This window comes from Ruegeria sp. CL3 (assembly GCF_056536505.1).
Genome location: NZ_JBQFPT010000007.1, coordinates 256086 through 272150, shown reverse-complemented (window position 1 = coordinate 272150; position 16065 = coordinate 256086). Strand labels below are relative to the sequence as shown.

The 16065-nt window shown below is 59.4% G+C and carries 13 protein-coding genes; 5 read left to right on the top strand and 8 right to left on the bottom strand.

Annotated features, from left to right (window positions below; translation table 11 throughout):
• Positions 1 to 214 precede the first annotated feature (214 nt).
• Both ACR0NO_RS12950 and ACR0NO_RS12945 read right to left on the bottom strand, forming a co-directional pair.
• Complete coding sequence (locus ACR0NO_RS12950; protein WP_480724227.1) at positions 215 to 598, bottom strand: bleomycin resistance protein; 384 nt, start codon at positions 596 to 598, stop codon at positions 215 to 217.
• Positions 599 to 644: 46 nt separating this feature from the next.
• On the bottom strand, positions 645 to 1490 hold the full coding sequence (locus tag ACR0NO_RS12945; RefSeq protein WP_480724226.1) for a HalD/BesD family halogenase: 846 nt from the start codon (positions 1488 to 1490) through the stop codon (positions 645 to 647).
• Between the two features lie 425 nt (positions 1491 to 1915).
• Between ACR0NO_RS12945 and ACR0NO_RS12940 the strand changes: the two genes are divergently transcribed.
• The 3 genes from ACR0NO_RS12940 to ACR0NO_RS12930 all read left to right on the top strand — a co-directional run bounded on the left by ACR0NO_RS12940 (position 1916) and on the right by ACR0NO_RS12930 (position 5276).
• Entirely contained in the window at positions 1916 to 3667 is a 1752-nt protein-coding gene (locus ACR0NO_RS12940; RefSeq protein WP_480724225.1) for an acetolactate synthase 3 large subunit, read from the top strand.
• Between the two features lie 66 nt (positions 3668 to 3733).
• Positions 3734 to 4294, top strand: a complete 561-nt coding sequence (ilvN, locus tag ACR0NO_RS12935; RefSeq protein ID WP_170373979.1) for an acetolactate synthase small subunit — start codon at positions 3734 to 3736, stop codon at positions 4292 to 4294.
• A 280-nt stretch (positions 4295 to 4574) separates the two neighbouring features.
• Positions 4575 to 5276: a helix-turn-helix domain-containing protein gene (locus tag ACR0NO_RS12930; protein ID WP_170721849.1), complete on the top strand. Its 702-nt coding sequence runs from the start codon at positions 4575 to 4577 to the stop codon at positions 5274 to 5276.
• Here ACR0NO_RS12930 and ACR0NO_RS12925 read toward each other — a convergent pair.
• The 6 genes from ACR0NO_RS12925 to ACR0NO_RS12900 all read right to left on the bottom strand — a co-directional run bounded on the left by ACR0NO_RS12925 (position 5273) and on the right by ACR0NO_RS12900 (position 13929).
• Complete coding sequence (locus ACR0NO_RS12925) at positions 5273 to 6046, bottom strand: DUF2189 domain-containing protein (RefSeq protein WP_480724224.1); 774 nt, start codon at positions 6044 to 6046, stop codon at positions 5273 to 5275. The genes ACR0NO_RS12930 and ACR0NO_RS12925 overlap by 4 nt on opposite strands.
• Positions 6047 to 6069: 23 nt before the next feature.
• Positions 6070 to 7470, bottom strand: a complete 1401-nt coding sequence (locus ACR0NO_RS12920; protein WP_480724223.1) for an amidase — start codon at positions 7468 to 7470, stop codon at positions 6070 to 6072.
• Positions 7471 to 7660: 190 nt separating this feature from the next.
• Positions 7661 to 8785, bottom strand: a complete 1125-nt coding sequence (gene prfB / locus ACR0NO_RS12915) for a peptide chain release factor 2 (protein ID WP_480724222.1) — start codon at positions 8783 to 8785, stop codon at positions 7661 to 7663.
• A gap of 112 nt (positions 8786 to 8897) precedes the next feature.
• Entirely contained in the window at positions 8898 to 11387 is a 2490-nt protein-coding gene (locus ACR0NO_RS12910; RefSeq protein ID WP_480724221.1) for a penicillin-binding protein 1A, read from the bottom strand.
• Positions 11388 to 11481: 94 nt separating this feature from the next.
• The gene (locus ACR0NO_RS12905; RefSeq protein WP_480724220.1) at positions 11482 to 12702 is read right to left on the bottom strand and encodes an N-acetylmuramoyl-L-alanine amidase; all 1221 of its coding nucleotides are present in this window, start codon (positions 12700 to 12702) and stop codon (positions 11482 to 11484) included.
• 66 nt (positions 12703 to 12768) lie between these two features.
• Complete coding sequence (locus ACR0NO_RS12900) at positions 12769 to 13929, bottom strand: pyridoxal phosphate-dependent aminotransferase (RefSeq protein ID WP_480724219.1); 1161 nt, start codon at positions 13927 to 13929, stop codon at positions 12769 to 12771.
• Between ACR0NO_RS12900 and ACR0NO_RS12895 the strand changes: the two genes are divergently transcribed.
• Positions 13928 to 15310, top strand: coding sequence for a M48 family metalloprotease (locus ACR0NO_RS12895; protein ID WP_480724218.1), 1383 nt, complete (start codon positions 13928 to 13930; stop codon positions 15308 to 15310). The genes ACR0NO_RS12900 and ACR0NO_RS12895 overlap by 2 nt on opposite strands.
• Positions 15307 to 16065, top strand: a complete 759-nt coding sequence (locus ACR0NO_RS12890; RefSeq protein WP_170373987.1) for a DsbA family protein — start codon at positions 15307 to 15309, stop codon at positions 16063 to 16065. The genes ACR0NO_RS12895 and ACR0NO_RS12890 overlap by 4 nt, the downstream gene beginning before the upstream one ends.

The window sequence follows — 16065 nt, the reverse complement described above, 5'->3', positions numbered from 1 at the left end:
GAAGGATTTGGCTGACTTTACTTCTGAGCTGCGTTACTTCCCTTTGAAATAGAACCACTATTCCTGCAGGGAAGTGCCTTGTCAGAACCAAAATCAGTCAAACCAGCGGTGCAAGATGAATGGGTCCTGACCCTAAGCGACCGCAGCGCGGCACGCGCTGCCCGGCCCAACCAGAGGAGGCGCGCCGCAGGCGCGTTGACGATGGGCGGGAGGGCTACCCGCGCGGCCTGATATCCTCACCGAAAAAGATCAACGTCCCATCCTCGTCAATGACGTGAAATTCGCGCTGCTGATAAGGCTGATCAAACGGAGGGCGCACACGTCCGTCGGGCAGATCTTCCAACCTCGGTTTGAGGCTATCATACAGCGCATCAACCCCCTCGACATCTATGTAAAAAGACTGCTCCTCCCCCAGCAGCTTGCCATCGTCTCGCGGCGGGCATTCCAGCAGCCGAATGGCCACCGGACCGCGTGACAGAAAGGCATAGTTGTCCTGCCGAAACCCGCAGCTGAATCCCAAACGGTCGCAATAGAAATCAATCTGGTTCTGCAACGACGAACACAAAACAAATGGAGTGAGTTGCAATACACGCGCCATGCCAAAGCCCTCCCTGAATGGGCCCTAGCCTACCTCCGTCGGCAACTCAGTCCAACAGCTCGTCGGCCCGACGGCCTTCCCGCGCGTAGTGATGCGGCAGAACCCGGCCATAGAGCTGTCGTGTCCTCTCAACACCGCCACACATGCCTTCGGTGTCCACAAACGAGAAGATGCCAACGTAGCGCTTGCGCGCACCTTCAACCGGCGCAACTCGGTGCAGGGCATAGCGACCTTTGAATATTTGCAGATCACCGGGCTGCAAGTCGATCCGGTGAACGGCCTGCATATTGCCGTCCAGAACAGCCCTTACCGCCGAAAAATTCTCGTCGTCTGAACTGCGCAGATCCGGGGCATATTCAAACGCACCGCCTGTTTCGGCATTCTGAATAGCCAAAGTGACAGTGTAGTTGTTGGTGTCGAAATGCCAGGGAAACCCCTGCCCCTCTTCCACGACATTGATGATGACATCCGCCAGCGGATCATCATAGCGAAAGAAGCGATCCTCAGGCTCATCCAGCGCATCGCGAATGAAGGGAAGAAAGCCGTTGAACTCGTAGATGCGCCTCAAAGGTCCTGATCCGGGGAAATTGTCCGCGGGCACAAACGCATTTGACCGGTCATAGAACCGGCGCACCGGATGCCCGATCCCAAAGCTTGGGTCGTCCTTGGTGAAATAGACATTCGTACGGTTGAAAGACCGGTGAGCCTTGGGCGCGACAGCATCTGCCTCTGCCAGTAACTGCTCCAACCCAGACTCATGCGCAAAGCCCGGCAAAACCGCGCACCCGTCATGCTCAAGCTCTCGGCGCAGATCACCGATCAACTGGCGGTACGCGGTCGAGTCCGGACGATCAATCGGATAGCGCCCCAAATCCACGAGTTCCTGCAGCAAGGCCGACCTCCCTATTTGCCCCTCATACAAGGTAGCCTGCCGCAGCACTTGGCGTGCTTCTGTTTCATTTCAGACATCGCGTTGGCGGATTTAGACAAGTCGGAAATCCGTCAAAAAACCACACGAACCCCTCCATTTTACCGGAAATTCCCGACATGCGTCATTTTGCGCAACAAAATGTCGCAAAATTCATCAATCCGGTCATGAAATTCATACGATTGACTGTTGACGCTCCGTCGTGCCGAACATAATGTCCCCTGCAAGCTGATAAGGAGCCTCTGGCGATGAACACGCTAGTCGTAATCGTAGGAAACACGCGTATGGGCCGGTAACGGAAAACCACAATAGAACCCATGCGCCTCCGAAAATCTCGGGGGCTTTTTTTTGGCAAACGCAAGACACATGTCGCGAACGGAGCAAAGCAGATGACACGTGAGATGACCGGCGCAAAGATGGTGGTTCAGGCCCTCAAGGATCAGGGCGTGGACACAGTATTCGGATACCCCGGTGGCGCCGTCCTACCGATCTATGACGAGATCTTTCTGCAAAACGACATTCGCCACGTCCTGGTGCGGCATGAGCAAGGCGCGGTCCACGCGGCCGAAGGCTATGCCCGGTCGACTGGCAAACCCGGCGTTGCGCTGGTGACATCCGGCCCCGGCGCGACCAACGCGGTCACCGGTTTGACGGATGCGTTGCTGGACTCGATCCCGATTGTTGTTCTGACCGGCCAGGTCCCCACCTTCATGATCGGCTCGGACGCGTTCCAAGAGGCCGACACCGTTGGCATCACCCGCCCCTGCACCAAGCATAACTGGCTTGTGAAGGACACGGATTCTCTGTCTGAGACCATGCACGAGGCGTTCCACGTCGCCACCTCGGGCCGTCCGGGTCCGGTTCTGATCGACATTCCCAAGGACGTGCAGTTTGCATCGGGTGACTATACCGGCCCCAAGACCTCGACCTCTCGCTATCAGCCTGTTCTGAAGGGCGATCTGGAAGAGATCACCGAACTGGTTGCCGCGATGGAAACCGCCAAGAAACCCGTTTTCTACACGGGCGGCGGCGTCATCAACTCGGGGCCCGCAGCCAGTCAATTGCTGCGTGAGCTGGTGGATGCGACGGGTTTCCCGATCACTTCAACCCTGATGGGTCTTGGCTCTTATCCGGCGTCCGGTAAGAACTGGCTGGGCATGCTGGGGATGCATGGCCTCTATGAGGCCAACCTGGCGATGCATGATTGCGACCTGATGATCAACATCGGCGCGCGGTTCGACGACCGGATCACCGGCCGTATCGACGCGTTCTCGCCGAACTCGAAAAAGGCGCATATCGACATTGACCCGTCCTCGATCAACAAGGTGATCCGCGTCGACATCCCGATCGTCGGCGACGTGGCCCATGTGCTGGAAGATATCCTGAAGGTCTGGAAATCGCGTGGTCGCAAGACCGACGTGGCCTCAGTCGCAAAATGGCAGGAGCAGATTGCCGACTGGCGCAAGGTCAACTGCCTTGCCTACACCAACAGCGAAAAGACGATCAAACCGCAATACGCGCTGCAACGTCTTGAAGAGCTGACCAAAAACCACGACCGCTACATCACGACCGAGGTTGGTCAGCACCAGATGTGGGCCGCGCAGTACCTTGGGTTCGAAGACCCCAACCGCTGGATGACCTCAGGCGGTCTGGGCACGATGGGCTACGGCACTCCGGCTTCGATCGGTGTGCAGATGGCGCATCCCGACGCGCTGGTGATCAACGTCGCGGGTGAGGCCTCGTGGCTGATGAACATGCAGGAAATGGGCACCGCCGTTCAGTACCGCCTGCCCGTGAAACAGTTCATCCTGAACAACGAACGCCTCGGCATGGTCCGCCAATGGCAGGAGCTGCTCCATGGTGAGCGCTACTCGCATTCGTGGTCCGAGGCCCTGCCCGATTTCGTCAAACTCGCCGAGGCCTTTGGGGCCAAGGGCATCCTGTGTTCCGACCCCGCCGATCTGGACGACGCGATCATGGAGATGATCAACTATGACGGTCCGGTGATCTTTGACTGCCTGGTTGAAAAGCACGAGAACTGCTTCCCCATGATCCCGTCGGGCAAAGCCCATAACGAGATGCTGCTGGGCGAGGCCGAAACGCAGGGCGTGATCGATTCCAAAGGTTCGGTTCTGGTTTAACAACATTCGTCGGAATTGACCGGGCGCCCGACGCCCGGTTTTCGCAAGATGATGAAAGGGACGTAAATGTCTGCCCTACATATCAAAAAAGGCTCTACCCGCCACTCGGCCTACAACCTACGCCCGACCTTTTCGGACGTGCAGGAGCGCCATACGATTGCGGTTCTGGTTGAGAACGAGCCGGGCGTTCTAGCCCGCGTGATAGGCCTGTTCTCGGGCCGTGGCTACAACATCGAAAGCCTGACCGTGGCCGAGGTCGACCACACTGGGCACCTTAGCCGCATCACCATCGTGACCACCGGCACCCCGCAGGTGATCGAACAGATCAAAACACAGCTGGGCCGTATCGTGCCGGTTCACGAGGTCCATGACCTGACTGTCGAAGGCCCCTCGGTCGAGCGGGAACTGGCGATCATCAAGGTCGTTGGCGAAGGCGACAAGCGGGTCGAGGCGCTGCGTCTGGCCGATATCTTCCGCGCCAATGTGGTCGACAGCACGTTGAACTCGTTCATATTTGAGATCACGGGCGCTCCCGACAAGATCGATGCTTTTGCTGACCTCATGCGCCCGTTGGGGCTCGTCGAAATCGCCAGAACTGGCGTTGCTGCCCTGTTGCGCGGCGACTGACAACTGCAAGGTCCCGGCAGGGCATCGCCGGGACCCTTCGCTTTTTTCGGCCAATGTCTATTTGATACTTCGCGCAAAAAAGCCTGCAAATAAACTGTAAAGGTCACCCCCAGTAGACAAATACCTATTGCCTTTACCCAACGTCGGATTAGCATCTCTGGTGCAACGCGGCGTGGGGAAACGTTGCTTTGGGGTCATCTTTACGATTTCGGTCACACATCCGGTCTGCCGATCTGCACCGCTGTTTTCACGACTGAAACCGCCGATGCAGGGGGAACCGATGCCAGAGGATACGCGCAGCCCGGACGAACTTCGCGCCATGTTCGGCGCGAACCTCAGACGCTTGGCGCGAAACTACCCTTCGATTTCTGCATTGTGCCGCGAACTAGGCATCAACCGAACGCAGTTCAACAGGTATCTTGCGGGCGAGAGCTTTCCGCGCGCGGATGTTCTGGACCGGATATGCCGCTTCTTTGATGTGGATGCCCGTATCGTTCTGACCCCGCTTGACGACATCCCGGATGCCAATACGCATCATGTGAACGCCACTCTGACGCAATTCCTCGGCTCGGGCGCTCAGGCCACCCACGACTGCACCTTTCCGCCAGGGTTTTATGCGGCGACGGACACCCGGACGTCCATTGTTTTGCACGCCAAACGGCTGCCACAATGCACGTTGATCCGTGGCTTCACACCGCGCAGCGTGATGCCCGGCAGCCCATCCATGGCACGAGAGGTGCGCGGTATAGCGAGCTGTTCCGGCGATTATGTCTACATGCTGATTTCCGGTCGTAACGGCCAAAACAGCCGGGTCTATGTGGTCAGCAAGAAAGATACCCTCTGGCAAGGTACAAGCTACACGCGCCCGGACAAAGACGACGCGCGCCCCGTGACCCTGACCCGGCTGGGGCAGGATGCAACAGATGCGCTCGGCGCCGCGCGCAAGCTGATAAGGGCCCACAGGCCCGACGAACGACGCTAGCTCGGGCCATCCTCGCAGATCAGGCGATACAGGTGCCAGCTTGCATGGCCTAAAAGCGGCAGCACCAGCAGCAGTCCCAAGAACCATGGCACCATCGCGACAAACGTCAGCACGGCGATGAAAATGCCCCACCCGATCATGACCGGAAAGTTGTCCCTCACGTAGGAGAAACTTGCGATCATTGCCGTCACAAAATCCAGCTCGCGGTCCAGCAGCATCGGGATGGACAGCACGGTGATCATGTAGAGGATCGTGGCAAAGACCGCCCCGACAGCAGACCCTACGGCCAACATCATCAACCCGTTCGACGTCAGGTACACCTCGAGCGACGAGGACACATTCGTCAGCGTTGACAGCCCCATGAACAGGGCAAAGATCATGTGGCCCAGAAAGAACCAGAACAGAAACATCACCACAATAATCGCGCAGATTGAGGGCAACTGGCGACGGCTCTGTTGCAGCACGACTCCGAATATCGCCTTGAAATCAAGCTCCTCCCCCGCCTCCAGGCGACGCGAGACCTCATAAAGCCCGACCGCAGCAAACGGTCCGATCAAAGGGAACCCGATCGCGGCGAGGACCAGCCAATAGCTTGTTCCCGTCCGAAGGGTCACCCAGGCGATCGCCCAGCCCGCCAACACATAGAACCCCGCAAATATCAAGCCGAACAGAGGCGCCCTGCGAAGGTCAACCCACGCCCGCCGCATCGCCTGTTTCAGCATCCCACTGTCAACAGGGCGCATCTTAGGCGCTCCGAAAGGTCTTTCCATCTGTTTCTCCTCCCCGTCTGGCCCTATCTCATCGCGGGCCTTTTCTGCGGCCATGTTGTTGCCTCGTGATACGCCGCCCCTATGGACAGCAGCCGCGCATCCGACCCTTTGGGCCCAAATAGCTGAAAGCCCATTGGCAGGCCTTCCGCTCCGAACCCGGCAGGCGCAGCCAGACAGGGCAAGCCAATCAGGCTGACCGGCACCGTCACCTGCATCCAGCGATGATAGGTATCCATCGCCCACCCCATGATCTTACGCGGATACGGCGTCTCGATATCGAAGGGCCAGACCTGTGCGGCAGGCAGGACCAAAGCATCATAGTCCTGAAACAGCCCAGCCGCCTGCCGGAACCACTCCGACCGAGTAACGCTGGCCTCATACACCTCCATCGCGGATAGCATCAGGCCACGCTCCAACTCCCACTGTGCGCTGTCCTTCAAGGCCTCTGAATTGCCCTGCAACGGTTGCAGTCCCGCCGCCACGGCCCAGGACCGCAGGGTAACCCAACTGTTCCACATCTTTTCCGCATCGAAGGGCGGAGACACATCCTCGACCACTGCGCCTTGGTCTTCGAAAACGCGTAGGGCATCGCGGCAAAGGTCCAGAATGCCATCCTCAACCGGAAATGCGCCGCCCCAATCTCCCAACCAACCAATCCGCGCCCCGCGCAGATCAGCGGCTTGAACGGGACTCACCTGCCCGGCATCCGCGACCAAAGGTGACCGGGGATCAGCGCCCGAGATCACATCGAACAAGAGCCCCAGATCCTCAGGGCTGCGCGCCATCGGCCCCAGGGTGGATAACTGATGCAGAAACCCGTCCCCAATAGGTTCCGAAGGTACCCGCCCCCAACTTGGGCGAAATCCGTAAACGTTGTTCCACGCGGCCGGATTTCGAAGGCTTCCCATCATATCCGAGCCATCGGCCAACGCGACCATCCCAGTCGCCAACGCAACCGCCGCGCCACCAGACGACCCCCCACAGGTACGCAAGCCGTCATAGGGGTTCCGGGTCGCGCCATAGACCGGGTTGAACGTGTGCGAGCCAAGCCCAAACTCGGGCGTGTTGGTCTTACCAATCAAAATCGCCCCCGCCGCGCGCATCCGCGCTGCAATCAGATCGTCCTGTTCGGGCACAAAATCGCGAAACAGCGGCGATCCCTGCGATGACACTATCCCGGCGACATTGACCAGATCCTTCACCGCAATCGGCAACCCGTGCAGTGGTCCCCGCTTCGGACCCGCATCCAGTGCCGCCGCCTCGGCCATCAGATCATCCGCGTCGCGCGGCGCCATAATCGCATTGACCGCTCCATTTACGGCCTCGATCCGCGCCAGCGTCGCAGCCATCACCTCGACCGATGAAACAGCGCCAGATGACAACTGATCGACCAGCGTCTTTGCGGAAAGCTGAGTGACATCCATCCGGGTTTCAATCGCCTCAATCCGTTGAATTCAAGTCCAGCCTAGCCGCGCACCCCGACCAATAAAACCCATTGTTTAAATACATCTTTTCCCGAATGGCTAAGCGCCACCCGGATCCCCTTCATCTGGCTAAAAATATCTCGGGGGAGTCGCGGCTTGCCGCGGCGGGGGCAGCGCCCCCTGCCCAGACTTAGTCGCCCTGCGCCTCGGACCGGCTTTTGCCCGCCACGTTCAATGCCAGGGTCGCCGCCATGAACCCATCCAGATCCCCGTCCAACACACCTTTGGTGTCCGAAGTCTCATGATTGGTCCGCAGATCCTTCACCATCTGATAGGGCTGCAAGACGTAAGACCGGATCTGGTTGCCCCAGCCCGCATCCCCCTTTGCCTCATGCGCCGCATTGATATCGGCGTTCCGACGGTCCAGCTCTTGCTGGTAGAGGCGTGATTTTAGCGCCTTCATGGCGATATCGCGGTTCTGGTGCTGCGACTTCTCGGATGAGGTCACAACGATCCCGGTCGGGGTGTGTGTGATCCGCACCGCCGAGTCCGTGGTGTTCACGTGCTGACCACCCGCACCCGAGGACCGATAGGTATCAATCCGAATATCGGCCGGGTTCACCTCAATCTCGATATTGTCATCGACCACGGGGTAGACCCAGACCGAACTGAACGAGGTGTGCCGTTTGGCCGCCGAGTCATAAGGCGAGATTCGTACCAGACGATGCACGCCGCTTTCCGATTTTAGCCAGCCATAGGCATTGTGACCCGAAATCTTGTAAGCCGCCGATTTGATACCGGCTTCTTCGCCCGCTGTTTCGGATTGCAGCTCGACCGTATAGCCCTTCTTTTCCGCCCAACGCACATACATCCGCGCCAGCATCGAGGCCCAGTCACAGCTCTCGGTCCCACCCGCGCCCGAGTTGATCTCGAGGAAGGTATCGTTGCTGTCAGCCTCGCCATCGAGCAGAGCCTCCAGCTCTTTCTTGGCGGCTTTGTCCTTCAGAGACTTGATCGAGGCTTCGGCGTCCTGAACAACCTCTTCATCCTCTTCCATCTCGCCCAGCTCGATCAGCTCGATATTGTCGCTGAGATCGGTTTTGATGGACTCGTAGGTCTCGATCGCGTCGACCAGCATCTGCCGTTCGCGCATCAGTTTCTGTGCGTTCTCGGGGCTGTCCCACAGGTTCGGATCCTCGACCCGCGCGTTGAATTCCTCAAGCCGATGGGGCGCGGTTTCATAGTCCATGCGCTGCGCCAGCAGCTCTAGTGACTTTTCGATTTCCGCCACGATATTCTGGGTTTCGGCGCGCATGGTCTTGCCCCAACTTGGTCAAACAGGACTGCGTGATAGCAAGAGCAGAAGGCCACCACAAGACGGGCCAGACGGGATTACACGTCTGGCCGTCAGAGATTTTGCAAAGCGATCAGTAGAGGCCGCCGGTACTCAAATCCCCTTGCGAGGCTTTGGGGCCAACAGTGACGGTGCTACCTGTCGAGGTCTGGACCTGAACGCCTGCGCGTTGCGCCTCTTCGAACAGCGGAAGGTCCGATCCGATGGCAAAGCCGCCGTCATAAACGCGGTCGATAAACCCATCCACACCATCCCGGAAGAACTCGGCCACGACATATTCGCCGGATGCGTCATCAGGCAGGCGCGCGCCACTGAAACGGTCGATCTTGATGAAGTGACCACCCTCGGGCACTTCGAACGGACCACCGCCGTATTTCTCAACGGCTTTTTCCATGAAGCTCTGGAAGACCGGCCCGCACATGGTGCCGCCATAAGCCCCCCGGCCCATCGGACGCGGACGGTCATAGCCGATATAGCAACCGGCAACGATGTTCGAGGTGAAGCCAATGAACCACGCATCCTTGGATTCGTTGGTGGTTCCGGTCTTGCCTGCCGTCGGCACCGGCAGGTTGACATAGCGCGACGCCGTCCCGCGATCCACAACACCCTTCATCATCGAAGTCAGCTGATAGGCGGTAATCGCATCCATGACCTGAGAACGGTTGGTCTCGATGGTCGGCGACTCGTTCGGTTCGAGCCAAGTTGAGTTGCAATCGAGGCACTGGCGATCGTCATGGCGATAGATCGTCTTACCAAAGCGGTCCTGAATCCGGTCGACCAGAGTAGGCTCGACCCGCTCACCGCCATTGGCGAACATCGCGTAGGCCGCAACCATTTTATACAGTGTGGTTTCCTCGGACCCCAGCGAGTTGGCCAGGAACGCACCCATTCGGTCATAGACACCAAACCGTTCCGCATAGCCCGCGACGACGGGCATCGTGACCTCTTGCGCAAGGCGGATGGTCATCAGGTTCCGAGACTGTTCGATCCCGGTGCGCAGTGGCGTTGGGCCGTAGAACTTGTTCGACGAGTTCTTGGGGCGCCACAGGCCCTGAGGAGTATTCACCTCAATCGGAGCGTCAACAACGATCGTCGCAGGGCTATAACCACTGTCCAATGCAGCGGCGTAGACGAACGGCTTGAACGAGGACCCCGGCTGACGCTGCGCCTGCGTAGCGCGGTTGAACACGGTATCCTGATACGAGAACCCGCCCTGCATCGCCAGAACACGGCCCGAATTCACGTCCATCGCGACAAAGCCGCCCTGTACTTCGGGCACCTGACGGGCGGACCACTGCCCCTCTTCCCCGGCCATGACAAGGATCACATCGCCGCGTTTGAAATTGTCGAAGAAGTTGCCCTGCATCCACTTGATGTCAGAGCGAGGAATGGTGCCATCGGCGGGGCCATCCTCGATCCCAACGGTCAATTGTTGTTCGGCCACATCCAGCACAACGGCCGGATACCATTGGGTCGGCAGAACGACGTCGCGGGGGATTTCCATCTGCGCCAGCGCATCGCGCCATTGGGCCTCATCCACCAGCTGTTCTTCTGCGATCACCTCGCCCGTGCCACGCCATCTGCCGCGTGACAGGTCGTATTTCTGCAATGCCTCACGCAGCGCACGCGCGGCCTCGACCTGCATTTCCTCGTCAACCGAAGCGCGCACGGTGAAACCACCCGTAAAGAACTCACCCTCACCAAAATCCTCGCTCAGCTGGCGGCGGATTTCGTCGGTGAAATAGTCACGTGGCGGCAGTGCGGTGCGGAAGCTTTCAAAATCCCCGTTCTGGACTGAACGCAGAGGCATCTCGACCTCGGCTTCATAGGTCGCCTGATCAATGTAACCGTTCTGGTTCATCTCGCGCAGAACATAGTTGCGGCGAGCCAGCAGGCGTTCCTTTTGGCGGACCGGGTGGTAGTCCGACGGCGCCTTGGGCATCGCGGCCAGCATCGCGGCCTCATGCGGGGCCAGTTCCTGCAGGGTCTTGTTGAAATAGGTCTGCGCCGCAGCGGTCACACCATAGGAGTTCTGACCCAGAAAGATCTCGTTCATGTAAAGCTCGAGGATCTGTTCCTTGTCGAGCGTATCCTCAAGCCGGGTGGCTAGGATGATTTCCTTGATCTTGCGCTCGGCCCGACGGTCGCCCGACAGCAGGAAGTTCTTCATCACCTGCTGCGTGATGGTCGAGGCACCGCGAACGGTTTCACCTTTGGTGCGTACAGCTTCGACACCAGCAGCGATGATGCCGCGCGGGTCATAGCCCTGATGGGTGTAGAAATTCTTGTCTTCCGCAGAAATGAACGCCTGTTTCACCAGGTCGGGGATTTCCTCGGACGGGGTGAACAGACGGCGTTCTTGGGCGAATTCGTCGATCAACTGACCCTCACCGGAATAGATCCGGCTGATCGTGGGCGGCTTGTACTGTGCCAGCGACTCGTGGCTGGGCAGGTCGCGACCATACATCCAAAAGACCGCGCCGATCACCAGCGCAACCATGAAGATACCCAAAGTCACGAGGCTGAAAACTGCCCCGAAAATCGATAGAATGAACCGGATCACGTCACTGCCTTTTTTTCGCGCTGTCGCCTATATAGGGATGCCAAGCCCGAGGGTCAAAACCACAAGCGCATTCTAGCCGTTTTGCGTCGTCAGGTCACTGTCCAATCAGGGATCGTCTGATCACATCTTGCTGCCGCCAGTCCTCGAGCCCCTGATAGATTCCCAGCGCCATTTTAGCGCGCCAGTCGGGATTTTTGATGTTTTTCAGGTCTCTGGGGCTGGAAAGAAACCCAAGTTCGACCAGAACGGACGGTATGTCCGCCGCCTTCAGCACCGAAAACGATGCGGTGCGCAGCGGTTTGCGATTCATCGGCCCGCCCTGTTGCGCCATGCCATTGGCAATCGCGCCCGCAAGCGATGTGGTGCGGGGTTTGGTCTCCTGCCGCGCCATATCCAGCAGCACATCGGTGACCTGATCATCAGCCCCGTTCAGATCGACCCCAGACAAAAGATCGCCCCGATCGTGGCGCTCGGCCAGTTTGACGCTGGCCACGTCCGAGGCATCCTCGGACAAGGTATAGACCGCCGCGCCGTGGGCCTGCCCGTCAGAGAGGGAATCGGCATGCAGCGAGATAAACACATCTGCACCCGCCCTGTGTGCCAGAGCGAGACGACGCTCTAGCGAGACGAACTGATCCTCGACCCGCGTCAGAACCACCTCGTAACCACCTGACCTCAATAGCAATTCACGTAGTTCACGCGCGAAGGTCAGCATCATGGTTTTCTCGTCAATGCCACCGAACTCGGCGCCCGGATCAATACCGCCATGGCCAGGGTCCAGCATCACCCGCAAGACCTGCGCTACGTTGCGCGGGGCCTCGGATGTGGTGACGGCAGGTTCTGGAAGATCCCAGCCGTGGTTCTGCGGCACGCCAGCGGACGCGTTGAACGTGTCAAAATCGGTACCGACCAATTGAAGGGTCAACAGCGCCGCGCCCGAGGCCTCATCCAAACGCAACTCGGCCGTGTCCACCGCCATAGGCGCGCCCAGTTCCAGCACCATACGGGACCAGCCGGGGACATAGGCCCCGAACTGCACGCCACTGATCCGGTCGGTTTGTAGGAAGTCGTCGGCGTTGAGGCCGGTCCAGTCGACCTCCTGAAAGTCGAGGACCATGCGGTAGGGATCGCGCAGCGTGAAGATGCGGTAAGGCACACCCTGGGTGACGCCAAGATCGACCTGAACCGCCGTGCGACCAGAATCGATGATGCGGCTTTGGTCCGGCTGCACGCGCGCCAGCGCAGTGAAGTCCTGCGCCAATGCGGCACCGGACAGCGCCCAGATCAGCGCGATGCAATAGAAAATCCTGCTCATGGCCTCAAGTTTTCCCGAGATCGTTTGAGCGTGACCCTAGCGCATCCGCCCCCTCTTGTGAACGCTTTACACCGGCTGCAACGCGCCGCGTTCGACCATGAAGCTGCGCAGACGCTCTAACCCGTCCTGAATATCGGCAGTGGCCCTTGCGTAGGAGAATCGCAGGGTCGCATGTCCTCGCTCAGGATCGAAGTCCAAACCTGGCGTGACGGCGACACCGGCCTTTTCCAGAATCTCGGCTGCAAAGGCGCGGCTGTCATCTGTCAGGTCAGAGACATCGGCATAGACGTAGAACGCCCCGTCAGGTGGCGCGATATTCGTGAAACCAGCTTTTGGCAGCCCTTCGAGCATCAGCTCACGGTTGCGGCGGTAAACATCGAGATTGGCCTGCAGCTCCTCGTCGCAATCCATCGCGGCCAACGCGGCCACCTGGCTGGCATGGGGAGCGCAGATGAACATGTTCTGAGCGATCCGCTCGACCACGCGGACCTGATCCTCGGGAACTACCATCCAGCCAACACGCCAACCTGTCATCGAGAAATACTTCGAGAAGGAATTGATCACATAGCACTCATCCGTCAGCTCCAACGCAGTGACGGCTTTGGCCTCATATTCCAGCCCGTGGTAGATCTCGTCACTGATGAACGAGGCACCCTGCCCCTGCGCGGCGTCGATCAACGCGCCCATCGACGCGTGATCCAACATAGTGCCGGTCGGATTGGCGGGGGACGCGACCATCAGGCCCTGAAGATCAAGCCCGGCAAAATCCGAAGGCACCGGTTGCAGCCGATTCTCGGGCAAGGTCGGCAGGTCGACAGGCACCAATGCAAGCGCCTTGAGAATCTGGCGGTAGGACGGATAGCCCGGCGCGCCGATCCCCACGCGATCCCCGCTGTCAAAAAGCGCGGTAAAGGCCAGCAAGAACCCGCCGGAAGACCCCGGCGTCACCACGACACGTTCGGGGTTCAGATCGACATTGTACCACTCGCCATACATCTGCGCGATCCGCTGTCGCAAGGCGGGCAGCCCAAGCGCGACGGTATACCCCAACGGGCCTTGCTCCATTGCCTTGGCGAGGGCTTCGGTCGCGCCTTTCGGGGCGCCGGTTCCGGGCTGACCGACCTCCATATGAATGATGTGGCGTCCGGCCTCTTCGGCTTTGCGCGCGGCCTCCATCACGTCCATCACAATAAACGGATCGACCCCGGACCGGGTTGAGTTTCTCATGCCCATCTCCCATGTTGCAGCCATGGCTTTTGAACGCGTATCCAGGCTGGCGTCAATCCCAGCCCTGATACTTGCGGCTGTCCTCTGGCTGACGGCGGCAGCGCAGAGCCACGCCCAAAGCCTGATCCGCGATCCCGATATCGAGTTTGGCCTGCGTGAACTGGCCTTTCCGGTGCTGCGTGCCGCCGGGCTAAGCACCAATCAGGTGCGTATTCTGGTGGTCAACGACAACACCTTCAACGCCTTCGTGATCGACTACAACGCGATCTACCTGAACTACGGCCTGATCCTGTCGGTCGACAGCCCCGAAATGCTGCAAGCCGTCATCGCCCATGAGGCCGCTCATATCGCCAACGGTCATCTGGCCCGCCGTCACCAGAACCTGCAGGACGCGCAGCGCAAGGCGAGCCTCGGTACGGCGCTTGCCTTGATCGCAGCCGCTGCGGGCGGAGGGGAAGCTGCTGCCGGGATTGCAGCCGGCACGCAGGGCGCGGCCATTCGCAGCTTTCTGGGGCACACACGGGCCGAGGAAGCCTCGGCCGATCGCAGCGCGGCCAGCTATCTGCGGTGGGCTGGAATCTCACCCAAGGGGATGGTCGCGATCCACCGGAAATTCGCAGGTCAGGAGTTGCTGAGCACGGCCAATCAAGACCCCTATATGCGCTCGCACCCCACCAGCCGGGACCGCTTGCGCGCGGCTGAGGCGTTTCTGGACGAGTTTGGCGATCAGACCCAACCCAATGAAACCGCCGACTATTGGTTTGCACGGGTGAAGGGCAAGCTCTCGGCCTTTCTGCGCTCTCCGAGTTGGACAATGCGCCGCGCGAAAGAGGAAACGGCTTACGACATCAGAATGATGCGCGAGGCGTCGGCCCATCACCAGAATCGCGATCTGGCACGTGCCCGCGCGGCGATAGATGAAGCCTTGAAAATTCGGCCCGAAGATCCCTTTTACTACGAACTGAAAGGCCAAATCCTTCTGGAAAACAGGCAATTGTCCGAGGCTGTAAATGCATATGCCCAAGCGGTTGAAATGGCACCTCACGATGCGTTGATCCTTGCCGGATACGGACGGGCGCTGCTGCTACAAGGCCAGACTGACACGGCGTTGGAGGCGCTAGAGAAAGCCCGCGCCCGCGACTACCGCAACGCGCGGCTGATGCGGGATTTGGGCGTGGCCTATTCCAAGGTCGGCAACAACGGGATGGCCTCGACCGTCACCGCAGAACGATACGCATTGCAGGGCCGGCTGGCCGATGCAGGCATTCACGCAAAACGGGCCATCGGGCAACTTCCCGAAGGCTCACCGGGTTGGCAAAGGGCACAAGATGTGTTGATTGCCTCGAAACGCGCAGAGAAAGCGAAAAGGAAACGCAAATGATCCTGAAACATGCAGCCCCCGCCCTTTTGGGGCTTTCCCTGATATCGACTTCGGCGCAGGCGCTAGACCTCAACGCGCTCAGCGACGCCGAAAAGGCCGAGTTCGGAGCGCAGGTGCGCGAGTATCTGCTGGAAAACCCCGAAGTGATCATCGAAGCGATCACCATTCTGGAGGAGCGCAACGCAGCGACCCAGGAGCAGGCCGACCGCGATCTGGTCGCTTCGAACGCGGATGAGCTGTTCAATGACGGCTATAGCTGGGTGGGCGGTAATCCGGATGGCGACATCACCCTGGTCGAGTTCATGGACTACCGTTGCGGCTATTGCCGCCGCGCCGTGCCCGAGGTGGCCAGCCTGTTGGCCGAAGACGGTAATATCCGTCTTGTGATAAAAGAGTTCCCGATTCTGGGCGATGCCTCAGTTCTGTCCTCACGCTTCGCCGTGGCAACCAAACATGTCGCCGGGGATGACGCCTATAAACAGGTCCACGACGCCCTTATGGAATTCAGCGGAGAACCCAGCGAAGTGACCTTGCGCCGTATCTCAGACGGGCTTGGGCTGGATAGCGACGCCATCATCGCCGCGATGGACAGCAACCAGGTCACCGAAGAGATCACCCGCACCCGAGAACTGGCACAACGCATGCAGATCACCGGCACGCCGTCCTTCGTTCTAGGCACCGAAATGCTGCGCGGCTTCCTACCCGCAGATCAGATGCAGCAGATCGCAGACGGAGTGCGGGCTGAACAAGGGTAG